We start from the raw sequence: 22,069 nt of genomic DNA, 5'->3' as shown, positions 1-22,069 counted from the left end.
CCGCTACGACAAACGAGCCCGCCACTACAAAGCCCTGGTCACCATCGCCTGCCTACGACTCTGGCTCCCCACCGACATTGCGGACACACCCTAGGTCCGGAACCCGATGCGCCGAGGGCCGGGGGCGTGTTTGGCTGCTGTCATGACCGAATTCAGCGAGGCGGAGCGTACGTACCTGAGGTCGCAGCGGCTGGGCCGGCTGGCCACCGTGGACCCGCTCGGGCAGCCCCAGGCCAACCCCGTCGGCTTCTTCCCGCAGGACGACGGGACGATCCTGATCGGCGGGTACGCCATGGGGACGACCAAGAAGTGGCGCAACCTCCAGAAGAACCCGAAGGTCGCGCTGGTCGTGGACGACATCGTGAGCGTGACCCCGTGGAAGGTACGCGGCCTCGACATCCGCGGGGAGGCCGAACTCCTCACGGGGAAGCACGACTTGGGCCCGCACTTCAGCGAGGAACTGATCCGGATCCACCCGCGCAGGATTCACAGTTGGGGCCTGGAGGACTGAACGGCCTGCGCCCCGGGCCGCCGACCGCCGGCCTGGCGACTGGGTACCGCTACAACTCCCCAGCCAGCCGCAGGTGTTGGACCGCGTACGAGCGCCAAGGGCGCCAGGCGTCCGGGGTGGTCATGTCCGGGGGTGCGGTGTCCGGGTCGCCGAGGGCTCGGGTACGGATGACGGTGGCCGTGGTGCCGTCCATGCCGGGGAGGGCGAGCAGGGACCGCTCCGCCTCGTCGCGGTCCGCGCCGGGGTCGAGACGCAGGGCGCCGTCGGCGAGGGCCGTGGTCAGGGCGCCGAGGGGGCCGGCCGGCTCCGCCTGCGCGAGGACGGCGGCTTCCGGGAAGAGGTGCGTGAGCGGGCCGTGGGGGGCGTCCAGCGTTTTCCCGTAGCGCAGCACGAGGCGTTCGGCCTCCGCCTTCCCCACCAGCGCGCGTACCGCCAGCTCGTGCGGATCGGCGGTGCCCGGCGAGCGCAGCCCCGGGCGGGCGGCGACGAGCGGGGCCAGCCGGGCGTCGGCGGCCAGGCGTTCGTCCACGGCGTACGGGTCGGCGTCGAGGTCGAACAGGCGGCGCAAGCGCTGGACGGCGGTGGTGAGGTCGCGCAGGTCGGTGAGGTGCAGCCGGGCGTCCAGCCAGCCGCCCGGGTTCCCCTCGGACCGGTGGGCGAGGTGTGCCGTGCGCCCGGCGGACGCACTTCGGCCGCTTCCCCCGCCGGGCCGCTCGTCGACTTCGGCGATTCCGGTTCCGTACGGGAGCCGCAGGGTGCGGCGGTACGTGCGCCGGCCGCGGCTGCCGGTGACGGTCTCGACGCCCGGGACGGCCTCGGCGGCCAGCAGGTCGAAGACGGCGGCGGACCGGTAGGGGCCGCGGTAGGCGAGCCGGAGGGGGATACCTGCGGCGGGGGCGTCCGAGAGGGGGGCGTCCGAGGTGGGCGTGGGCGCGCTGCGGGGAGTGGGGCCGGTGCGGGGCGCGGCGGCGCGCAGCTCGCTCGGCGTGGACGCGTAGACCGCGCGGATCGTGTCGTTGAACTGGCGCACGCTCGCGAAGCCGGCCGCGAAGGCGATCTGTGTGATGGGCAGGCCGGTGGTCTGGAGCAGAACACGGGCGGTGTGCGCGCGCTGGGCACGGGCGAGCGCCACGGGGCCCGCCCCGACCTCGGCGGTAAGCTGCCGCTGCACCTGGCGGGCGCTGTAGCCGAGCCGGGCGGCGAGCCCTGCGACGCCCTCGCGGTCGACCACGCCGTCGCCGATCAGGCGCATGGCGCGGCCGACGGCATCGGCGCGTACGTTCCACTCGGCGGAACCGGGCGCGGCGTCCGGGCGGCAGCGGCGGCAGGCCCGGAAGCCGGAGCCTTGCGCGGCGGCGGCCGTCGCGTAGAAACGGACGTTCTGCCGCTTCGGCGTCACCGCGGGGCAGCTGGGCCGGCAGTAGATCCCGGTCGTCTGTACGGCGAAGAAGAACTCCCCGTCGAAACGGGCGTCCCGGCTCCGCACGGCCTCGTACCTGGTGTCCTCGTCGCTCACCCTTCCAGTGTGGCCCGGAACGAACCACCGAGCTGGCGGAAATCGGACACCGCGTTGAGGTGGCGCCACTCCCCCGGACCGGGGCGAAGCCCGGCGTGACGTCGCCGAACCCCGGCCCCGCCCCGCCCCGCCCACATCCATGCCCGGCAGCGGGCCAGAGAATCTGGCTCACCGTCGGGACGGCGGGCGGGGGGCGGCGGACGGGGGCCCTGGGCCGGTTACCAGCGGCCCCGTTTGGCCTCCAGTGCCGCGCGGCCCTCCGCGCCCTTGCGCTTCCAGTCGCGGCGGATCTCGGCGCGGAGCCGGGCGTCCGTCTTGGCGACGATCCGCTGGTTCTCGCGGAGCAGCTTGCGGTAGCTGTCGAGGCGGCGTTCCGGCAGGTCGCCGGACTCGACGGCCTCCAGTACCGCGCAGCCGGGCTCGGCGGTGTGCGCGCAGTCCTGGAAGCGGCAGTCGGCGGCGAACTCCTCGATCTCGGCGAACACCTGCCCGACACCGGTCTCGGCGTCCCACAGGCCCACGCCGCGCAGCCCCGGGGTGTCGATGAGGACCCCGCCACCGGGCAGGACGAGGAGGTTGCGGGTGGTCGTGGTGTGCCGGCCCTTGCCGTCCATGTCACGGGTGGCCTGGACCTCCATGACGTCCTCCCCGAGCAGGGCGTTGGCGAGGGTGGACTTCCCGGCGCCGGACGGGCCGAGGAGGACCGCGGTCCCGCCGGCGAGCACCGCTTCCAGGACGTCGAGCCCTTCGCCCGTCGCGGAGCTGACGGTGAGCACCGGTACGCCCGGCGCCGCGGTCCGCACGTCCTGGGCGAGGTGTCCGACCGTGGCCGGGTCGGGCACCAGGTCGGCCTTGGTGAGGACGACCACCGGCTGGGCGCCGGACTCCCAGGCCAGGGCGAGGAAGCGTTCGACCCGGCCGAGGTCGAGTTCGACGGCGAGGGACACGGCGACGACGGCGTGGTCGACGTTGGCGGCGAGGATCTGCCCCTCGGAGCGCTTGGAGGAGGTGGAGCGCACGAAGGCGGTACGGCGCGGCAGATACGCCCGTACGTAGCAGGGCTCGCCGGAGGGTTCGACGGCGACCCAGTCGCCGGTGCACACCACCCGCATCGGGTCGGGCGGTGTCACGAACGCGGTGTCCGCGCGGATGACCCCGTCGGCGGTGGCCACGTCGCACTGGCCGCGGTCGACGCGGATCACGCGTCCGGCGACGAGACCTTCGGCGAGGTGGGGAGCGAACTCGTCGGCCCAGGCGTCGTCCCAGCCGTAGGCGGCGAGCGGGGAGGGGGCCAGGGAGGCGGACGAGGTGGGCAGGGCGGAGCTGGAAGTCAAGGGAGACCCTTCACAAGGGCGGCCCCGGCGACGCGCTCGGCGGCGCGAAGGAAGTGGAAGGTCAGCCGGTGGCCACGGAGGTGGACGTGATGAACTTCTGGACGCGGGCAGGGCCCGTCTCGAAGACAGCCATCGTTCACACCTCCTCCGCGCGCGATCACGCGCGCTCGACGTCATCCGCGACGACGGTCGTCGTCGCTCCGACTGCGCCAACTGTAGGGACCCCTCGGCGGCGGCGCCATCGATTTACGGCGAGCGCGTGTGCGCGGGCGCGCAGACCGCCCCGTTGAGGGAGATCGTGCCCGGTGGCGTGTTGGTGTGCTGCCGGGAGCCGAGGAAGCCGACGGTGACCGAACCGCCCGCGGGGACCGTCCTGTTGTAGTCGGCGGGGGTGACGGTCACGTGGGCGCCGTGCTGGTCGGGGGTGCCGTCCCACATCTGGGTGACGCGCTGGCCGTCACCGAAGGTCCAGGCGAGCCGCCAGGTGTCGAGGGGCTCGGCGGTGGTGACGGTGACGGAGGCCTCGAAGCCGTCGGGCCATTCGCTGACGAGGGTGTACGCGGCCTCGCAGGCCGAGTCGCGCACCGGGTCCGGGACGGTGTGGTCGACGGCGCGGGCCGGAGGCGTGGACGGGCCCTGGGTTTCGGGGGCGGGGCGGGCGTCGGCGGTGGGCCCGGTCGGTTCGGGCGAGACGAGGGTGCCGTCGGCGCGGGTGGTGGCCGGCGGGGAGGAGACGGCCGGGGCGGGCGGCGCCGGGGCCGCCACCGGCTGTTCGGCGGCGGGCCCGTCGGCGCGGGGCGCGGCCTGCGGGCCGTCGTCGGCGCCGAAGGGCATCAGGGAGACGGCGAGCGCGAGGCCGGAGACGACGAGGGCGGCGGCCAGCACGCCGGTGCGGCCGATGCGTGGCGCGGCCTCCCGGTTGTCGGCGATACCGGTGTCCACGGTGGCGTCGGTGCGTCCGCCGCGGAGTCCGGCTTCCGCGGCGCGGCGGCGGCGTTCGAGATAGGCGAGGCCGCCCCAGCCGATCACGCCGCCCGCGAGGGCGGCGGGCAGTCCGCCGCCGTGCAGGCGCAGGCAGGCGGCAGCCTCGGCGCACTCCGCGCACTGGGCGAGGTGCCGGGAGAGGTCTTCGGGCGTCTCGGCCGCCGGGGAGCGGGTGACGGCGTCGAGGAGGCGGGCGTAGCTGCGGCAGGCGGCGTCCATCGGGGTGTCGAGGTGGCCGCGGTGGCAGCGGTCCCTGAACAGGGCGCGTACTTCGCCGAGTTCCCCGGCCGCCGCGACCGGGTCCAGGCCTAGCCGCCGGGCCACGGCGGGCAGCGGAAGGGCCTCGACCTCGACCAGCCACAGGAGGGTGGCGTCGGCTTCCTGGAGGTCTCTGAGGCCGCGCAGCGCGATCGGGCGGTGCAGCGGGGGCCCGGTGTAGCGGGCGGCCTTCGCGGAGTTGAGCCAGAGCCTGAGGTCGGGGTCCAGCCGGTGTCCCTGGCCGTGCGCCTCCCAGCCGGCGGCGGTGGTGCGAACGGAACCGAGCAGCAGGGGTATCCGGGGCAGCCCCGGTGTCCTGCGGCCGGTGTTCCGCGCCCGGGCCTCGGCGGCGCGGGCCTCGTGGACGCCGTGGGTGAAGGCCTCGGTGGCCAGTTGGGTGGCGGCGGCCGAACCGGACGAGCACAGGTCGGCGTACGAGAGGACCGCGTCCCAGCACTCCGAGAACAACGCGGCCTCGGCGGCGTCCCGGGGGGTCGGCAGGTCGGGCATGCGGGCTCCTGCATCCACTGCGTTCGTGTGCGACGTCAGGTAACGCCCAACTCGGCCTCCGGACCGGGCAGTTGGAGAACTTCCCGACAACGGGCCCGAGCCTTTCACGGCTCCGACACAACTGACAAGCCGTTCCCTCACATCGCGCGACCGGACGGTCACGCGCCGGTGATTCCGCGTTCCCGCGCCGAGGGCGGCCACGCACGGCACGCGAACCCGCCCGGACCGGACGCGGGGTCAACGTCCGTCCCGGACGCCGGGCCAACGTCCGGTCCGGGCGGGGGCCAACGTCCGGTCCGGGCGGGGGTGTTCGTCGTTCGTCGTGCCACGCGCGCGCCGACGGGGCGGACCCGGGCGGCGCGTGCGGCACGTACAGGAGAGGGTGAGAGCGCCGGTCAGACCTGGGGGGCCGGCTCCTGCGCGGGGAGGCTGTCCATGAAGGAGCTGACGGAGAAGACCGCGCGTCCCGGACCCGGCTCCCCGTACCCGGGGGGCGACTTGAGGCCGAAGTCGTCCATGGTGGCGCGGTAGGCCTCCAGCAGACGGATGTGGTACTCCAGCGGCGCGCCCTGCGGGTTGGCCTTGCCGAGCGGGGTCGTCGGCTCCGGGCACCAGGTGGTGAAGCGGGGGGTGATGCCGTGGGACATGAAGAAGCGCAGCCCCTCGGTCGTCGACGCGATGGCCTCGTCGACGCTGGTGAAGCCGAACGGCTCGGCCATCTCCACGCCCGCCACGAAGTTGGGGATCACGTTGCGCGCGCCGAAGATCTCCGCGGAGTCGAGGATGCGCTTGTGCCACTCGTCCCGGCCGACGTAGCGCTCCTTGCCGGGGCAGTACATCTTGAACAGGTACTCGTCCCACACCTCGTAGTTGGGGTGGTAGATCTGCACGCCGTAGTCCTTGAACCGCTGGACGTCGTCGCGGGGCAGCGCCTGGGCCACCACCTTGCCGATCCAGCGGCCGGGGAACCGCTCCTCGATGGCCTTGGCGTAGTGGCCGTAGAAGTCGGCCTCGTCGCGGCCGGAGACCGTCTTGGTGATCGCCCCGCCGGTGAGGGTGTAGGCGGTGGACGCCTTCGCGGTGTCGTACCGGTCGATGATCTCCAGGGCTTCGAGGACCTCCTCGACGTCCTTGACCCCGGTGTAGGGGCGGCCGGCCGCCTTGTGCTGGCGCCAGTTGTGGTTGATGTCGCAGTACTGGCACTCCTCCTTGGCGCCGAAGTACTGGCAGACCCGGAACACCGTGAGGTAGATCAGGTAGCCCCACTGGATCGTCGGCGCCACCTCCATCACGGACTTCCCGTTGGAGAGCTTGTGCCGGTAGTACTCGGGCATCGGCGGCACGCCGACGTCGGAGATCCGCTTCCCGTCGAGATAGAGCCCGAGGACGCCCTCGTCGTCGTCGGCGGCGACCCGGTAGGGCGAGGACGGGTTGACGCGGACGGAGACCACCGTGCGCCGCAGGTCGTACGGACCGCCGGTGAGGATGATCTCCTCGGGCGGGCGCCGGAGCGCGGCCTCGCCCAGCTCGGGGAGCGTGCCGTGGTCGAAGGAGAAGATGAAGTACGACTTCGGCTTGACCTCACCGTTCTCGTTGTCGCTGAGGGCCGAGGCGTCGAAGGCCACACCCCCGCGGAGCAGGTCCTCCTTGAAGACGGCCTCCCGCGGCACGTGCGGGAACCGCTCCATCAGATCCTCGACCAGCGCGGTGCGGCTGCCCATCCCGTTCTCCTCGCTCCCGACCTGCTTCGTCTGTCGTGTTCGACTCCTCACGGTATGCCCCCGGCGTCGCGTCAGCCGTGCCGGGTCCCCTCCCGGCGCGCGATGTGGTCCGGGGCGGGCGGCGCGGAGGGCAGCAGGGGGTCGGGCACGGGCGCGCCCCAGCTGGCCGTCAGCGGGAGCGTGCCGGCCCACAGGCCCAGTGCGGCGTCGGGCCCGTCCCCGTCGTCCGGGGCGCCGGTGCGGATCTTGACGGAGGCCTCTTCGAGGGACAGCGCGAGCACGGTGGTCGCGGCCAGTTCCTTGCGGCTGGGGCGGCGCGCGTAGTCCCACTGGCCGGGAGTGGCGTGCTCGGTGAGCAGGCGCAGCGCCTCGGTCTTCTCGTCGGGGTCGGTGATCTTCCGGGGCACCCCGTGGATCATCGCGCTGCGGTAGTTCACCCCGTGCTCGAAGACCGAGCGCGCGAGGACGAGCCCGTCGACGTGCGTCACGGTGACGCACACGGGGGTGTCGCCCGCGAGGCTCCGGCTCGCCACGGACCCGTGGACGTACAGGTCGCGCTCGCCCCGCCCGTACACCGTCGGCACCACGATGGGCCGCCCGTCGACGATCACCCCGAGGTGGCAGACGAACCCCGCGTCGAGGATCGCGTCGAGGTCGGCCCGGTCGAGACTGCCCTGCTCGCGCAGGCGGCGGTGCCGGGTGAGGTCGCTGTCGGGGAGCGGTCCATAGGTCATGCGCGAGAGAGTAACGATATCGGCCGCCGTCAGGACATGACTCAACCGAAATAGTCGTACGCACGCCACTTCACCACCGTATCCGCACCGCCGTGCAGGCTTTGGTCCCCTCGCCCGCCCGGAAGTCGTTTGCGCGGCTCCCGCTCCGCTGCCAGGGTCGCGACCATGCCGACCTTCGCCGCGTACGACGGGACAGAGCTGGCCTGCAAAGTGCTCGGGGACGGGCCGCCCCTGGTGTGTCTGCCGGGCGGGCCGATGCAGGACTGCTCCTACCTCGGTGAGCTGGGCGGGCTGTCGGCGCACCGGCGGCTGATCCTGGCGGACCCGCGCGGGACGGGCGGGTCCGCGGTCCCCGAGGACCCCGCCACCTACCGCTGCGACCGGCTCGTGGACGACGTGGAGGCGCTGCGCGAGCATCTCGGCCTGGACCGGCTCGACCTGCTCGCCCACTCCGCCGGTACGAACCTGGCGGTGCTGTACGCCGAGCGGCACCCGGAGCGGGTCGCGCGGCTCGCGCTGATCACGCCGAGCCCCTACGCGGTGGGCGTCGAGATCACCGGCGCCGTCCGGCGGGAGACGGCGCTGCTGCGGCACGCGGAGCCGTGGTTCCCGGAGGCGTTCGCGGCGCTGGAGCGGATCGTCGCCGGGGACGGGGACGCCGAGGCGTTCCTGGCCATCGCGCCCTTCTGGTACGGGCGTTGGGACGAGGACGCCCGGGCGCACCGGGCCGCGGAGGACGCGCACCGGAACCAGGAGGCGGCGGCCCGCTACGGGGACGGCGCGTTCACCCCGGACGCCACCCGGGCGGCGCTCGCCCGTCTGTCGTGCCCGGTGCTCGTGCTCGCCGGTGAGGTCGACCTGAACTCCCCGCCTTCCGCCGTCGCCGAGGTCGCCGCCGTGTTCCCGCACGCCGAGATGGTCGTCCAGCCCGGGGCCGGGCACTTTCCGTGGCTGGACGACGCGGAGCAGTTCGTGGGGACGACGGCGGGCTTCCTCGCGCGACAGCGGTAGGGCGGGTGGTCGCCGCCCGGGGACCCGGGCACCCGGCCAGGCGGGGTGTGGGGTGGTGCCCCGGCCGGCCTCGGGCCGCGTCCCGCCCGCGAAGCCGCCTTCAGGCGGCCCGGTCCAGCTCCCCCGCGTCGACGCCGAACTCCAACTCCCGCCCCGACAGCAGGCGTTCCAGTTCTCCCAGGACCGTCGCGCCGAGCCGGGCGACCTCGTTGCCCTGGGAACCGGCGATATGAGGGGTGACGAAGGCGTTCGGGAGGCCGAAGAGCGGGGAGGCGGCCGGGAGGGGCTCGGGGTCGGTGACGTCGAGAATCGCGCTGATCCGGCCGGAGCGCAGCTCCTCGACCAAGGCCTCGTGGTCGACGAGGGAGCCGCGCGCGGTGTTCACGAGGACCGATCCGTCTGGCATCAGGGCGAGTTCGCGGCGGCCGACGAGGTGCCGGGTCTCGGGTGTCTCGGGGGCGTGGACGGTGACGATGTCGCTGCCGGCGAGCACGGCGTCCAGCGGCAGCAGCGGCACGCCGAGGGCCGCCGCACCGGCCCGGTCGACGTAGGGGTCGGCGAGGCTCACCTCCAGGTCGAAGGGGCGCAGCAGCTCGATGAGGCGACGCCCGACTCGGGAGGCGCCGATGACGCCGACCCGGCGGCCGAAGTTGCCGACGCCGGGCAGGATCTCCCCGTAGGGGAAGGCCCGTTCGGCACGGAGGCGGTCCCGGAACGCGAAGACGTTCTTGCCGGCGAGCAGGATCATGGCGAGCGTGTACTCGGCGACGGGCAGCGCGTTCGCGTCGGCGGCCGACGACACGGCGATCCCCCGGTCCCACACCTCCCGCGTGGTGAACCCCTTCACGGAACCGGCGGCATGGAGCACCGCGCGCAGCTCCGGCGCCGCCGCCAGCGCGTCGGCGTCGAGGACCGGGCAGCCCCAGCCGGTGATCAGGATCTCGGTGCGGGCGAGCCGCGCACGCACCCGGGGATCGGTGAAGTCCCTTGCCACCAGGTCGGGATCGAGGTCCACGAGGTCACGCAGCCGGGTGAGCGTGTCCGGCGGGAAGACGCGCGGCACGTTCTCGGCGGTCATGGCGAACATCGCGACGGGGCGCTTCGGCACGGAGGGCCTTCCGGTTCGGGGGCGGTCGGGTTCGGGGGTGGGCGGTGCTGGGGCCGTCGGCTCGGGGGTGGGCAGCCCCTCCGAGGAGGGCGGGCCGCCCCCAGGACGGGGCTCCTGCGGGGACGGGGCTCCTCCGAGGCGGCGGCCGGAGGCGGCAGACGGAAGCGGCGGTCCGTCGGCAACCGCTCTCCACGCTAGATCGCCGCGCGTGAGAGGGTCAACGGAGAGGTCTGCCACCTGGGCGGACCGGCGCGGTACGTTCGCCGGGCGGTCAGCGCACGCGCGGCGGCCGGCGGACATCCGGGGAGGAACGGCACGATGACTCAGACCCTCACCAACTGGGCGGGCAACATCACCTACGCGGCGAAGGAACTCCACCGGCCCGCCACGCTCGCCGCGCTCCGTACGCTGGTCGCCGAGAGCCCCCGGGTGCGGGTGCTGGGCAGCGGGCACTCCTTCAACAGGATCGCCGAACCAGGCTCCGACGGCATCCTGTTGTCGCTGACCGAGCTGCCGCCCACGATCGACGTCGACACCGCGGCCCGTACGGTACGGGTGTCGGGCGGCGTCCGCTACGCCGAACTCGCCCGCCGGGTACGGGCGAAGGGGCTGGCGCTGCACAACATGGCCTCCCTGCCGCACATCTCGGTGGCCGGTTCGGTCGCCACCGGCACCCATGGCTCGGGGGTCGCGAACGGGTCGCTGGCCGCCGCCGTCCGCGAGGTCGAGTTGATCACCGCGGACGGCTCCGGACTGACGATCACCCGCGGCGAGGACCGTTTCGACGGCGCGGTGACCGCCCTGGGCGCCCTCGGAGTGGTCACCGCCCTCACGCTCGACCTGGAAGCGGACTTCGAGGTGAGCCAGCATGTGTTCACCGAACTCCCGCTGGAGGGACTGGACTTCGAGAAGGTCGCGTCCCACGCGTACAGCGTGAGCCTGTTCACGGACTGGGGGCGGCCCGGTTTCCGCCAGGTGTGGCTGAAGCGGCGCACCGACCAGCCGCTGCCGGACTTCCCGTGGGCGGCGCCCGCGACCGAGGCGATGCATCCGGTGCCGGGGATGCCCGCCCGCAACTGCACGGAACAGTTCGGTGTGCCGGGGCCCTGGCACGAGCGACTGCCGCATTTCCGGGCCGAGTTCACGCCGAGCAACGGCTCCGAGCTGCAGTCCGAGTACCTGTTGCCGCGCAGCGACGCCCTGGCCGCGCTGCACGCCCTGGACGCCATTCGCGGGACGATCGCGCCGCTGCTCCAGATCTGCGAGGTGCGGACCGTCGCCGCCGACCGCCAGTGGCTGAGCCCGGCGTACGGACGGGACACCGTGGCCCTGCACTTCACCTGGGTCGACGACATGGCGGCCGTGCTGCCGGTGGTGCGGCGGGTGGAACAGGCCCTGGAGCCGTTCGCGCCGCGCCCGCACTGGGGCAAGGTCTTCGCCGTGCCGGCACAGGCGCTGCGCGAGCGCTATCCACGGCTGCCCGAGTTCCGGGCGCTGGTGGACAGCCTCGACCCGGCCGGCACGTTCACCAACGCCTTCGTGGAGGACGTCCTGCCGCCTCGCTCCTGAACACGGACAACGGGCCGACCGAGGAGACGTATGTCATTCCGCACCTTTGACCCGCACCCCGCCCCCGCACCGTCCGCCACCGACTACATCGAGGACGTCTCCCCCGGCCACGGCGCGCTCCCGCCGCGTGCCCGGTACGCGACCTCGGACGCGCGAACCCTTTCGCTGAACGGGCGTTGGCACTTCCGCCTCTCCCCCACGGCCGACACGCAAGACGACTCCTTCGCCGCCGAGGGGTACGCGCCGCACGGCCCCCGAGACGGTCAGGGCTGGGACGAGATCCAGGTCCCCGGCCACTGGGTGCTCCAAGGGCACGGCTCGCCGATCTACACCAACCAGCGCTACCCGTTCCCGCTCGACCCGCCCCGCGTGCCGACCGAGAACCCGACCGGTGACCATCTGCGCTTCTTCGACCTGCCGGCGGACTGGCCCGCGGAGGGCGGTACGGTGCTGCGCTTCGACGGCGTCGAGTCCTGCGCCCGGGTGTGGCTGAACGGCACGGACCTCGGCACGTTCAAGGGCTCCCGGCTCCCCCACGAGTTCGCCGTCGGTCACCTGCTGCGGCCGGGCCGCAACGCGCTCGCCGTGCGGGTGCACCAGTGGTCGGCGGGCTCGTATCTGGAGGACCAGGACCAGTGGTGGCTGCCGGGCGTCTTCCGTGACGTGACCCTGCTGCACCGGCCGGCCGGCGGCGTGCTCGACTTCTTCGTACACGCCGGCTACGACCACCGCGAGGGCCTCGGCACCCTGCGCGTCGACTCCGACGTCGACGGGCGGGTCCTCGTACCCGCCCTCGGTGTCGACATGGCGACCGGCGAGGACGTCACCGTGCCGGTGGAACCGTGGACGGCCGAGACGCCCCGGCTGTACGACGGCGAACTGGTCACCGAGGGCGAGCGCGTCGCCCTGCGGATCGGCTTCCGCACCGTCGCCCTCGACGGCGGCCAGATCAAGGTCAACGGCCGGGCGGTCCTCTTCAAGGGCGTCAACCGGCACGAGTGGCACCCGGAGACGGGCCGCGCCCTCGACGTGGAGACGATGCTCGCGGACGTGCTGCTGATGAAGCGTCACAACGTCAACGCCGTCCGCACCGCGCACTATCCGCCGCACCCCGCCTTTCTCGACCTGTGCGACGAGTACGGCCTGTGGGTGGTGGACGAATGCGATCTGGAGACCCACGGCTTCACCGAGGAGGGCTGGCGCGGCAACCCGGTGGACGACGACCGCTGGACGCCCGCGCTCCTCGACCGGGCCGCCCGGATGGTCGAGCGTGACAAGAACCATCCGTCCGTCGTCCTGTGGTCGCTCGGCAACGAAGCGGGCACCGGACGGGGACTGACGGCGATGGCCGACTGGATCCGGGGCCGCGACAGCTCCCGCCTCATCCACTACGAGGGTGACCCCACGTGCCGTGACACGGACGTCTATTCGCGCATGTACGCCGACCACGCCGAGGTCGAACGCATCGGCCGCCACGAGGACGAGAACGAGAACGGAGGCGACGAAAGGCGGCGTCAACTGCCCTTCATCCTCTGCGAGTACGGCCACGCCATGGGCAACGGGCCCGGTGGACTGGCCGATTACCAGCGGCTGTTCACCGCGTACGACCGTGTCCAGGGCGGCTTCGTCTGGGAGTGGATCGACCACGGGGTCAAGGACGAGCGGTACGGGTTCGCGTACGGCGGTGACTTCGGCGAGGAGCTGCACGACGGGAACTTCGTCTGCGACGGGCTGCTCTTCCCTGACCGGACACCGTCCCCGGGACTCGTCGAGTACAAGAAGGTGATCGAACCGGTCCGCATCGACACCGCCGGCGCTTCCGGCTCCTCCGTCGTCCGGGTCACCAACGGGTATGACTTCGCCGGACTTTCGGCGCTCGCCTTCTCGTGGTCGTACCAGGTGGACGGCGTGACCGTCGGCTCGGGCCCGCTTCAGGTGCCGGACGCGGCCCCCGGCGAGTCGGCCGAAGTGAAGCTGCCCGCACCGCCCGTGGACCCGGGGAACGCCGAGGCGCACTGGACGGTCCGGGCGGCCCTCGCCGAGGACACGGCGTGGGCGCCGCGCGGCCACGAGGTCGCCTGGGCCCAACTGCCGTCCGCCGGGCCCGTGTCGGCGGCTCCGCTCGCCCGGTTCGTCGCCCCGGCGCGCGGCGAGCGGACGGTCACCCTCGGGCCGGGCACCTTCGACGCCCGTACCGGCGAGCCGCTCTCGATCGGCGGGGTCGGCGTCACGGGCCTGCGGCTCGACGTGTGGCGGGCGCCGACCGACAACGACAACGGCGCGCACTGGCAGCCGGACGCCCGCTTCGGCCCGCTCTGGCGCGCCCTGGGCCTGCACCGGACGCGGCACCGCCTGGACGCGGTGGAACCGGGCGAGGACGCGCTGACCGTACGGACCCGGGTGGCACCGGCCGCCCGCGGGGTGGGCCTGCGCACGGTGTACCGGTGGACGTCCGACGGCGTACGGCTGCGGCTCACCGTGTCCGTGGCCCCGGAGGGCGACTGGAAGCTGCCGTTGCCCCGGCTCGGAGTCCGGCTAGGCCTCGCCGGGTCGGCGGACCGAGTTACCTGGTTCGGCGGCGGGCCGGGCGAGGGGTACCCGGACACCAAGTCGGCTGCCAGGAACGGTCGTTGGGAGTCGACGGTGGACGCGATGCAGACTCCGTACGTGCGCCCGCAGGAGAACGGCGCCCGGCCCGACGTCCGTTGGGCGGAGATCGGCGGCCTGCGCATCGAGGGCGAGCCGCCGTTCTGGTTCACCGCGCGGCGCTGGACGACCGAGCAACTGGACGCGGCGGACCATCTGACGGACCTGACGCCCGGCGACACGGTCTGGGTCAACCTCGACCACGGCCAGCAGGGCATCGGCTCCCAGTCGTGCGGCCCGGGCGTGCTCCCGCCGTACCGACTGCACGCGGAACCGGCGGAGTTCTCGTTCGTGTTCTCGGACGCCGACTGAGCCGGGTGGCACGTCCACCGCCCCGAAATTCCGCGGAGCCCACGCGGCACCGCACCTACGGTCCATCCACTGCGCGGTCGACGAGGAACCAGCACGTCGACCGGCACAGGGACCGGTACAGGGACCAGCACAGGGACCGGTCCACGTGGACCAGTACATGGCCCCGGGGCGTGGACAAGCACGAGAAGCAGAACGCGAACGACGCCGGGGAAGAGGAAGAGACACCATCCCAACGCGCACTATCGCGAGGTCCCACGAACGCGTACTATCGCGTTCAGTCTCTCCGCCGTGCCCGCGGCGCCCGCTGCGCCCGCCGAGTACGACAACCCCGCCCCGTTGAGGAGCCCTTCATGCCCGATGTGCTGAGCCCCGTCCTCGATCTCGTGACCGTACGCGGCACCGTCACGGAGGCCGAGCAGGTCACCGCCCGGATGCGTCGGCTGCGTATCGACAGCGGGCAACTGGCCGGTCTGGAGGTCCGGCCAGGCCAGCAGGTGCGGGTCCTGGTCGGCGGGCTCACCCTCCGTACGTACTCGATCTGGCACTACGACCCGTCCGGCGGCGTCGAGTTGTGCGTACTGGACCACGCGGCGGGCGGACCGGGCGCCCGATGGGGCCGCACCGTCGCACCAGGCGAACAGGTGCGGCTGCGGCGGCCCGAGGGCACCTTCACGCTGCGCCCCGACGCCGCCCACCACTTCTTCGTCGGCGACGAGACGGCCTCGGTCGCGTTCGGTGCGATGCTCGCGGCACTGCCCGGGGAGGCCGTCGTCTCCGGGTGCGTCGAGACGGCCACGGAAGCGGACCGGCTGCCGCTGGCGGGCGGCGACCGGCTCGACTGGGTCATCCGGGGCGAGACGTCACTGCCGGACGCGGTACGACGTCTCGCCCCCGAACCCGGCGGGATCGCGTATGTCGCCGGGGAGGCACGGGGCGTGCAAGCGGTGCGGCGGGTGCTCCAGGAGGCCGGGTGGGACCGGCGCGCGGTCCTGACCAAGCCGTTCTGGACTCCGGGCAAGAAGGGCATGGACTGACGGCCGGGGCGTACGCCTCCGCCCTGAGGAGACACCACCGCCGTCTTCGGCCGCCGTCGCAACTACACCTCGGGCCAAGGGCGTTCACGCTCGGCGGTCGAGCCCTCGCGCGCCGAGCGCCTGGACGTCCGCGTACGACGGGACCGTTCCCTCAGTGGCCCGGCCGGCTCGGATGGCGAGGGCCGTGTCGACGGCGGCGCCCAGGGCGCGGCGGTAAAGCAGGGAGCCGAGACTGATCCGGCGGACGCCGAGGTCACCGAGTTGGGCGACGGGCGGGCCGAGCGGTGAGTAGAGGATGTTGAGCGGCGCGTCGAACGTCGTCACCAGGTCCGAGATGCGGTCCGGGTCGCTCAGGCCGGGCACGAACACGCCGTCGGCGCCCGCCTGGAGGTAGGCGTCGAGGCGGCGGCAGGTGTCGGCGTGGTCGCCGTCGCCGAGCCAGTAGGTGTCTGTCCGGGCGTTGACGAACAGGTGGGGGACGGCGGCCTTGACCGCGGCGATCTTCGCGGCGTGCGACGGAGCGGGCCCGAGCCCGTCCTCGATGTTGACGCCCACCGCTCCGGCGTCGGCCAGTTCACGGGCCAGCGCGGCGACGTCGTCCGGGTCCCCGCCGAAGCCGTCCTCGGCGTCCACCGAGAGCAGGAAACGGCCTCCGCCGAGCCGCCGGGCCAACTGGACCGTGAGGTCGCGCGTCGCCGCCGCGCCGTCGGGCAGCCCGGCGGCGGCGGCGACACCGAGACTCGTCGTCCCGACGGCCTCGAACCCCTCCCCGGCCAGCGCGAGAGCGGACGCGTGGTCCCAGGCGTTGGGCAGCAGCAGCGGGACGTCGGCGTGGTGCAGCGCGGCGAAGTCGGCGGCGCCGGCCGGGTTTTCTCGCGGGGCAGCGGTCATACGGGGACGATAGCGGCGGGACGGTTCGGTACCGGGCGAACCATCCCGGCCGCCTCCCCCCCTCAGCGGGTCGACGCCGCCGCGCTCGCCGAGCCTGGAACAGTTCCCCCTCGGACCGTTCGGACCTCGACGCTCGGCGAAGGCCCGTCCGGGCCCGTGGCCGTGCCGCCCGGCGTGAAGCGGAAGCTTGACTCGTCCTCCGGGGTCCAGGTCACCGTCAGGTCGTACGTGCCCGGTTCCGCGTCCTCGGCCGGTGCCACCCGGACGGACACCAGGTCCGTGAGCGGGCGGGAGTCCGGGACGGGTTCGGCGGTGAGACGGGCGAGGGCGACGAAGAGGGAGGCGCCGGTTCCGGTGGTGCCGGTCGCCGCCTCCGGCAGGCCCTCCGCCGCCGCTCCGCCGCCCGACAGGCCGTACACCGGCCGGAGTTCGGAGCGCGCCCCGCCCCGTGCCGCCCAGCCCGTCACCCGCACCGGCGTCCCCTCGGCCGCGCCCGCCACCAGGTGGGCCCGCACCTCGACGGCACCCCGCGCGACCACGAGCCCGGCCACGGCCACTCCCTCCGCGACGGTGTGCCGGGACGCCGCCCAGCCCTCGCCGACGCCCAGCGGCCGGATCGCGGTACGGCTCGCGTCGGCACCGACGATCACGCTGTTGTCGTACGACGGCGAGGGCTCCGTGACGGTGGAGTAGGCGAGCCGTGTGTAGTAAGGGTCGTAGCGGGCGTCCTCGCTGCCGTGGTTGTGGAGCCGGACCAGACCGTCCGAACGGGTCGACTGGATCAGCCAGTTGGGCGGTCCGACCGGGGTGACCGCGTCCGCGCGCTCCGCCGGGCCCGGCTCCTCCCGCACCGTCCACACCGGGTGGTCCGGGGGCAGCAGCAGACAGACGAAGGCCTTGGCGGCCCAGTACGGGGAGGCCGGTCCCGAGTAGTTCTGGAGGACCGACTCGTCGGGGCCGCGCCAGCCGAGGGTGAGCAGGCCGTAGCCGTCGGTCGCCCCCCGGTCGAGGAAGTAGCGCAGGGCGCCCGAGGCGAGGCGGCGGGTCTCACCCGGGGACAGGGGCGTACGGCCGGTGAGCGCGCCGAGCCAGAGCGGGGCGGTGGCGGCGAAGCGGTAGGTCAGCGAGCGGCCCTGCATCACCGGCGCGCCGTCGCCGCCGAACAGCCGGGCGTAGGTGGCGAGATGGGCCTCCAGGCGGCCCGCGTACAGGTCGAGGAGGCGGCTGTCGTCCGCGAGATGGGCGTGCAGCACCGGATAGAGGTGCATGGCCCAGCCGTTGTAGTAGTCGAACTTGCGGCCGTGGCCGTCGGTGTACCAGCCGTCGCCGAGGTACCACTGCTCGATGCGTTCCAGACCACGGTCGATCACCGCGCGCGAGAGGTCGGGCTCGTGTCCGATCTCGTGGAGGAAGCCGCCGACCGTCACGGGGAACAACTCCCAGTTGTTGGGCCAGGGTTCGGCCTTCAGCGCGTCACCGAGCCAGTCGGCGGCACGCTGCCGCACGCCGTCGTCCAGCCGGTCCCAGAGCAGTGGGCGGGTCAGCCGGAGCGCGAGCGCGATGGACGCGGCCTCCACGAGCGGCTGGCTACGGTGTCCGACCCGGGGCCAGACGCCCGCCGTTCCGGCGGCGAGGCCGTCCGCGTACCGCTCCAGGACCTTCTCGTCCCGGCGGAAGCCCGCCAGCAGCAGGGTCCGGGCGTATCCCTCCAGCCCGTCGGAGAGCCGGCCGGAGGCGCTCGGGCGCCCGCCGGGGAGGTGATAGAGGGCGCCGCCCTCGGCCGCGTAGGGCGCCACGGCGGCGAGCAGGGAGTCGGCGGCCCCTTCCCAGTGGGCGCGCGTACGGCCGGTGTACGGGCTCAGGGTGCGGTCCTCGGCGGGGTCGGCGGACTCGGCGGGCTCGGCGGGCATCAGCGCGGCTTCCTGTCGCAGGGGTGAGCGTCCGGGCAGGTGGACGCTACCCTCCCGGGCAAGCGCTTTCTAGACCCCCGGCGGCGCCGTTGGGGGCTCCACTCGCCGGGCGGTGATCAGCTCGTGCAGATAGCGCTTGGTGACGCTGCCTCCGTACCGGCGGTCGATCAGCCCGGCGATACAGGCGAGCAGGCCGTCGCGGGCGGGGGCGGGCAGGGCCCGGTGGCCGGAGTAGGTGCGCAGCACGTCCAGGTAGGCCTCGGTGGTGTAGGTGATCTCCCGGGAGAAGCGCCGGACACGGACCGGACCGAGCCGGTCGGAGACATCGAGTTCACCGGTGTCGGAGGCGACGTCGTCCTCCTCGGATGCGCGCAGGCCGGGCGGGGTGGCGGGGTCCCAGCGTTCGTAGCAGTCCTGCGCCTCCGCGAAGAACTCCCTGGAGCCGCCCGCCACATGGTGGGTGGTGACCAGCGCGAGGGTGCCGCCCGGGGCGAGCGCGGCGGTCATCCGGGGGACGCGCACCGCCGGGTCGATCCAGTGGAAGGCGGTGGCGCAGACCGACAGTGCGAAGGTCCGGCCTGGTGGCGGGCGCCACTCCTCGAAGGCGCCGACCTCGACACGGGCGTCCGGGAACGGCCGCAGGTTGCGCCGGGTCACCGCCGCGAGCGAGGGCCCCAGTTCAACCGCCGTGATCCGGCAGCCCGCCCGGGCGAGCGGCACGGTGAGCTGTCCCGTCCCCGGGCCCACCTCCAGGACGCGGGTGCCCGGGGTCAGCCCCGCCTCGCCGATCAGGGCCTCGACCAGGGCGGCCGGGTAGGCGGGACGGGCCCGGTCGTACAGCTCGGCGTCCTCGTCGAACACGTCTCGCAGCATGGGGCCAGGCTAGGGGGCGGGGACGGGTTGGGGGCGGGGGCGGGTTGGGGGCCGCGGCGCGGACTGGGGGTCGGGGCGCGGACTGGGGGTCGGGGCGCGGTCTGGGGGTCGGGGCGCGGTCTGGGGGCCGGGGCGCGGTCTGGGGGGCACGGTCTGGCGGAGGGATACGACCCGGCGCCGCTCCCCTGCCCACCTGCGGCCTGCCACCTCCGCCGGCCCACCTGCCCACCTGCCCACCTGCGGCCGGCCATCTCCCACCTGGCCCTGGCCCTGGCACCTGGCACCTGGCACCTGGCACCTGGCACCTGGCACCTGCCTGACAGGACCCCCTCCGGATCGACTAGCGTCGTGGGATGACCAGCGACGCGACCGGCGGCCCGGCCGGTGAGGCCCCCCGTACCCCCCGCACGTTCTCCGAGGCGCTCTCCCTCGGCACGGTGGTGCTCGACGGCGGTATGTCCAACCAGCTTGAGTCGGCCGGTCACGACCTGAGTGACGCGCTGTGGTCGGCGCGATTGCTCGCGGAGCGGCCCGAGGCGGTCGTGGAGGCGCATCTCGCCTACTTCGAGGCGGGCGCGGATGTCGCGATCACCGCCAGTTACCAGGCGACGTTCGAGGGCTTCGCCCGCCGGGGCATCCCGCACGAGCGGGCGGCCCGACTCCTCGGCCTGAGCGTCGAGTCGGCGCGTGAGGCCGCCCGGCAGGCGCACGCCAAGGGTGTCACGCGGCCCCTGTGGGTGGCGGCGTCCGTCGGTCCGTACGGGGCGATGCTCGCGGACGGTTCGGAGTACCGGGGCCGGTACGGGCTGAGCGTGGCCGAGCTGGAGCGGTTCCACCGGCCGCGCCTGGAGGTGCTGGCCGCCGACGCGCCCGACGTGCTGGCCCTGGAGACGGTCCCGGACGCCGACGAGGGGCTGGCCCTGCTGCGGGCGGTGCGCGGGCTCGGCGTACCGGCGTGGCTGTCGTTCAGTGTCGACGGTGACCGTACGCGGGCCGGTCAGCCGCTGGAGGAGGCGTTCGCGCCGGCCGCCGAGGCGGACGAGATCGTCGCGGTCGGGGTGAACTGCTGCGCGCCCGGCGACGTGGACGCGGCGGTCGCCATCGCGGCCCGGGTCACCGGGAAGCCCGTCGTGGTCTACCCGAACAGCGGCGAGGCCTGGGACGCCGACGCCCGCGCCTGGACCGGGAGTTCCACCTTCACGGCCGCCCAGGTCGACCGGTGGGAACGGGCCGGCGCACGGCTCGTCGGCGGATGCTGCCGGGTGGGACCGGAGGCGATCAGGGGGATCGCGACGGCGGTTCGGGGCGACTGACACCCCGGCCGGTACCGTCCCGTCGGCGCCCGCCCGGCAAAATGCCGGAGGCCGACGGCCGAAGGCCGGAAACCGGCGCCCCACCGACACCGGCACCGGGCGCCGAAGGCCGCACCCGGGCCCTCACCGCCACCGTCACCGTCACCGTCACCGTCACCGTCACCGTCACCGTCACCGTCACCGTCACCGTCACCGGGCATCCTCACGCCCGCCCGACTGCGCACCCCGCTAAAGGGTGTTGCAGAAGGTCTGGCTTCGGCAGGTCGAAGTGGTGTCTGGCCTGCTGTTTCACCGTGTCATGGCGAGGTTGTGCATGGTGGTGATGGCCTGGACCGCGTGGTGGAGGCCGTCTCCTTTCTGGCGGCAGTCGCGCAGGATCTTCCAGTTCTTCATCCGGGCGAAGGTGTGCTCGACGCGGGCGCGGACCCGTCGGTGCTCGGCGTTGTCTTCTTCCTGGCCGCGCAGGAGGGGGCGGCCGGCTCTCTTGCGGTGCGGGACGATCAGGCCGGTGCCGAGGTAGGCGCCGTCCGCGATCACCGTCGTTCCCGCCGCCAGGGCGGGCAGACCTGACTCCCGCCACACGTGGGCGTCGGCCTTGTTGCCCGGCGCTGGTCGAGCCGCCGCAACAACCAGGCGGGTGTCGGCGTCGATGATGACCTGCACGTTCGCCGAGAACCGGTAGTTGCGGGAGGAGGCCCCGACCTTGCGGTCGCGGACCGGGATCAGGGTACCGTCCACGATCCACAACCGCTCGGTGTCCGTCACCGGCCGCGGAGCCGGCTCAAGCGCCAGCAGCGGACGAAGCCGCTGGATGACCCGGCAGACCGTGGCCGGCGAGACACCGAACAGCGGCGCCAACTGTCGCATGGTGAGGTTCGTACGGTAGTACACGGCCACCAGCAGCACCCGGTCCGGCAGCGGCAGGCACCACGGCCGGCCACCACCCGGACCATTCCCACCCCGTTCCCGCACCACTTTCACCAGCTTCGCGAACCGGTCCATCCGCAAGCCCGTGAACGTCTCCACCCACACCGGCTCAGCCCGCAACACCCCGCCCATACAGGCAAAATGCCCATAACAGAGGCTTCTGCAACACTTTTTAGGGGCTGTTGCGAAAGTGCCAGTCACAGCCACTCGTTGCGCCGCGGGAGGTCACCGGGCCGACCGGCCGTGATCACGACGGACAGCGGCTTGCCCCCACGGGGTAGGGTCCCGCAAGTGGAGATCATGGACTTGACCGCACTGGAACGTCGCCTCTGTCAGGCCTTCCCCCGCGGGGAACCGATCGACCTCCGCCAAGCCCAGGACGAGGACCCGGAGGATCCCCGCGCATGGGGCCCCGAGCGAACGGTCCGCGCCGAGGTCATCCGCACCGTTCTCCTCAGCGATCCGTCCGAACCCGGCGAAGTGCCCGCCCTCCACCTCACCGGCGCCCGGATCGTCGGCGTCCTGAACCTCCAGTATGCGGAGATACCCCACCCCGTCCGCCTCACCGCCTGCCACTTCGAGCAGACGCCGGAGTTCCACGGAACACAGACCAGCCTGCTCGACCTCAGCTCGTCACACCTCCCCGCCCTCAGGGCCACCGCCATACGCGTCAATGACGTCCTGCGGCTCACCGACTGCCGCATCCCCGGGACCGTGCAGTTGGGCAGCGCTCAGGTCATGGGCGGAATCTTCCTCGACCGCGCCCGCCTCGGTGTCGACGGGGAGCCCGCACTCGAGCTCAGCCAGGCTTCCGTCGGCAACGACATCTGGGCGGCCGGGCTCGTGGCACTGGGCGAGATACGCCTGGGATCCGCCCGTATCGAGGGGCACCCTCGATCTTGAGGAC

At 73.4% G+C, this 22,069-nt stretch carries 17 protein-coding genes; 7 read left to right on the top strand and 10 right to left on the bottom strand.

What is annotated here, in order from left to right; genetic code table 11:
• Positions 1-142 precede the first annotated feature (142 nt).
• On the top strand, positions 143-511 hold the full coding sequence (locus tag AB0912_RS25145; protein ID WP_366703442.1) for a PPOX class F420-dependent oxidoreductase: 369 nt from the start codon (positions 143-145) through the stop codon (positions 509-511).
• 49 nt (positions 512-560) lie between these two features.
• Here AB0912_RS25145 and AB0912_RS25140 read toward each other — a convergent pair whose 3' ends face one another.
• The 5 genes from AB0912_RS25140 to AB0912_RS25120 all read right to left on the bottom strand — a co-directional run bounded on the left by AB0912_RS25140 (position 561) and on the right by AB0912_RS25120 (position 7,568).
• Positions 561-2,027: an AlkA N-terminal domain-containing protein gene (locus AB0912_RS25140; protein WP_366703440.1), complete on the bottom strand. Its 1,467-nt coding sequence runs from the start codon at positions 2,025-2,027 to the stop codon at positions 561-563.
• 218 nt (positions 2,028-2,245) lie between these two features.
• Positions 2,246-3,343 carry a ribosome small subunit-dependent GTPase A gene (gene rsgA / locus AB0912_RS25135; RefSeq protein WP_366703450.1) on the bottom strand — a complete coding sequence of 366 codons (1,098 nt, stop codon included), beginning with the start codon at positions 3,341-3,343 and terminating at the stop codon, positions 2,246-2,248.
• 264 nt (positions 3,344-3,607) lie between these two features.
• The gene (locus AB0912_RS25130; RefSeq protein ID WP_366703438.1) at positions 3,608-5,113 is read right to left on the bottom strand and encodes a cellulose-binding domain-containing protein; all 1,506 of its coding nucleotides are present in this window, start codon (positions 5,111-5,113) and stop codon (positions 3,608-3,610) included.
• A gap of 395 nt (positions 5,114-5,508) precedes the next feature.
• Positions 5,509-6,834, bottom strand: a complete 1,326-nt coding sequence (locus AB0912_RS25125; RefSeq protein ID WP_366703436.1) for a radical SAM protein — start codon at positions 6,832-6,834, stop codon at positions 5,509-5,511.
• Between the two features lie 71 nt (positions 6,835-6,905).
• Entirely contained in the window at positions 6,906-7,568 is a 663-nt protein-coding gene (locus tag AB0912_RS25120) for a pyridoxamine 5'-phosphate oxidase family protein (protein ID WP_366703434.1), read from the bottom strand.
• A 165-nt stretch (positions 7,569-7,733) separates the two neighbouring features.
• Here AB0912_RS25120 and AB0912_RS25115 point away from each other — a divergent pair, with 165 nt between their 5' ends.
• Entirely contained in the window at positions 7,734-8,579 is an 846-nt protein-coding gene (locus tag AB0912_RS25115) for an alpha/beta hydrolase (RefSeq protein WP_366703432.1), read from the top strand.
• A gap of 100 nt (positions 8,580-8,679) precedes the next feature.
• Here AB0912_RS25115 and AB0912_RS25110 read toward each other — a convergent pair whose 3' ends face one another.
• Positions 8,680-9,687: a hydroxyacid dehydrogenase gene (locus tag AB0912_RS25110; RefSeq protein ID WP_366703430.1), complete on the bottom strand. Its 1,008-nt coding sequence runs from the start codon at positions 9,685-9,687 to the stop codon at positions 8,680-8,682.
• A 318-nt stretch (positions 9,688-10,005) separates the two neighbouring features.
• On the opposite strand from AB0912_RS25110, the gene AB0912_RS25105 reads away from it, so the two are divergent.
• The 3 genes from AB0912_RS25105 to AB0912_RS25095 all read left to right on the top strand — a co-directional run bounded on the left by AB0912_RS25105 (position 10,006) and on the right by AB0912_RS25095 (position 15,248).
• Complete coding sequence (locus AB0912_RS25105) at positions 10,006-11,256, top strand: D-arabinono-1,4-lactone oxidase (protein ID WP_366703428.1); 1,251 nt, start codon at positions 10,006-10,008, stop codon at positions 11,254-11,256.
• A gap of 30 nt (positions 11,257-11,286) precedes the next feature.
• On the top strand, positions 11,287-14,214 hold the full coding sequence (locus tag AB0912_RS25100; RefSeq protein ID WP_366703426.1) for a glycoside hydrolase family 2 TIM barrel-domain containing protein: 2,928 nt from the start codon (positions 11,287-11,289) through the stop codon (positions 14,212-14,214).
• A gap of 350 nt (positions 14,215-14,564) precedes the next feature.
• Positions 14,565-15,248, top strand: a complete 684-nt coding sequence (locus AB0912_RS25095; protein ID WP_366703424.1) for a siderophore-interacting protein — start codon at positions 14,565-14,567, stop codon at positions 15,246-15,248.
• An 84-nt stretch (positions 15,249-15,332) separates the two neighbouring features.
• Here the strand turns inward: AB0912_RS25095 and AB0912_RS25090 are convergent, their stop codons facing one another.
• From AB0912_RS25090 to AB0912_RS25080, 3 genes are all read right to left on the bottom strand, one after another.
• Positions 15,333-16,139 (bottom strand): isocitrate lyase/phosphoenolpyruvate mutase family protein, encoded by an 807-nt coding sequence (locus AB0912_RS25090; RefSeq protein ID WP_366703422.1) that lies wholly within the window; start codon positions 16,137-16,139, stop codon positions 15,333-15,335.
• 62 nt (positions 16,140-16,201) lie between these two features.
• Entirely contained in the window at positions 16,202-18,049 is a 1,848-nt protein-coding gene (locus AB0912_RS25085) for a DUF2264 domain-containing protein (protein WP_366703420.1), read from the bottom strand.
• Between the two features lie 69 nt (positions 18,050-18,118).
• A complete protein-coding gene (locus tag AB0912_RS25080; protein ID WP_366703418.1) occupies positions 18,119-18,922 on the bottom strand; it encodes a class I SAM-dependent methyltransferase in 804 nt (267 codons plus the stop codon).
• Positions 18,923-19,275: 353 nt separating this feature from the next.
• On the opposite strand from AB0912_RS25080, the gene mmuM reads away from it, so the two are divergent.
• Positions 19,276-20,235: a homocysteine S-methyltransferase gene (mmuM, locus tag AB0912_RS25075; protein ID WP_366703416.1), complete on the top strand. Its 960-nt coding sequence runs from the start codon at positions 19,276-19,278 to the stop codon at positions 20,233-20,235.
• Between the two features lie 288 nt (positions 20,236-20,523).
• On the opposite strand, the gene AB0912_RS25070 is transcribed toward mmuM, so the two are convergent.
• A complete protein-coding gene (locus AB0912_RS25070; RefSeq protein WP_366703414.1) occupies positions 20,524-21,294 on the bottom strand; it encodes a transposase in 771 nt (256 codons plus the stop codon).
• A 168-nt stretch (positions 21,295-21,462) separates the two neighbouring features.
• On the opposite strand from AB0912_RS25070, the gene AB0912_RS25065 reads away from it, so the two are divergent.
• A complete protein-coding gene (locus tag AB0912_RS25065; RefSeq protein WP_366703412.1) occupies positions 21,463-22,065 on the top strand; it encodes a hypothetical protein in 603 nt (200 codons plus the stop codon).
• Positions 22,066-22,069: the final 4 nt, after the last annotated feature.

This window comes from Streptomyces sp. NPDC007084 (assembly GCF_040703595.1).
Lineage (GTDB): Bacteria > Actinomycetota > Actinomycetes > Streptomycetales > Streptomycetaceae > Streptomyces.
The sequence above is the reverse complement of the archived record's forward strand: the minus strand, read 5'-3'. Positions and strand labels throughout refer to the sequence as shown.

Bases quoted from the DNA above. Each gene is read 5' to 3' on its own strand.
- AB0912_RS25145 (WP_366703442.1), top strand. From the start codon at position 143: ATGACCGAATTCAGCGAGGCGGAGCGTACGTACCTGAGGTCGCAGCGG.
- AB0912_RS25130 (WP_366703438.1), bottom strand. From the start codon at position 5,113: ATGCCCGACCTGCCGACCCCCCGGGACGCCGCCGAGGCCGCGTTGTTC.
- AB0912_RS25125 (WP_366703436.1), bottom strand. From the start codon at position 6,834: ATGGGCAGCCGCACCGCGCTGGTCGAGGATCTGATGGAGCGGTTCCCG.
- AB0912_RS25120 (WP_366703434.1), bottom strand. From the start codon at position 7,568: ATGACCTATGGACCGCTCCCCGACAGCGACCTCACCCGGCACCGCCGC.
- AB0912_RS25115 (WP_366703432.1), top strand. From the start codon at position 7,734: ATGCCGACCTTCGCCGCGTACGACGGGACAGAGCTGGCCTGCAAAGTG.
- AB0912_RS25105 (WP_366703428.1), top strand. From the start codon at position 10,006: ATGACTCAGACCCTCACCAACTGGGCGGGCAACATCACCTACGCGGCG.
- AB0912_RS25100 (WP_366703426.1), top strand. From the start codon at position 11,287: ATGTCATTCCGCACCTTTGACCCGCACCCCGCCCCCGCACCGTCCGCC.
- AB0912_RS25095 (WP_366703424.1), top strand. From the start codon at position 14,565: ATGCCCGATGTGCTGAGCCCCGTCCTCGATCTCGTGACCGTACGCGGC.
- AB0912_RS25090 (WP_366703422.1), bottom strand. From the start codon at position 16,139: ATGACCGCTGCCCCGCGAGAAAACCCGGCCGGCGCCGCCGACTTCGCC.
- AB0912_RS25085 (WP_366703420.1), bottom strand. From the start codon at position 18,049: ATGCCCGCCGAGCCCGCCGAGTCCGCCGACCCCGCCGAGGACCGCACC.
- AB0912_RS25080 (WP_366703418.1), bottom strand. From the start codon at position 18,922: ATGCTGCGAGACGTGTTCGACGAGGACGCCGAGCTGTACGACCGGGCC.
- mmuM (WP_366703416.1), top strand. From the start codon at position 19,276: ATGACCAGCGACGCGACCGGCGGCCCGGCCGGTGAGGCCCCCCGTACC.
- AB0912_RS25070 (WP_366703414.1), bottom strand. From the start codon at position 21,294: ATGGGCGGGGTGTTGCGGGCTGAGCCGGTGTGGGTGGAGACGTTCACG.
- AB0912_RS25065 (WP_366703412.1), top strand. From the start codon at position 21,463: ATGGACTTGACCGCACTGGAACGTCGCCTCTGTCAGGCCTTCCCCCGC.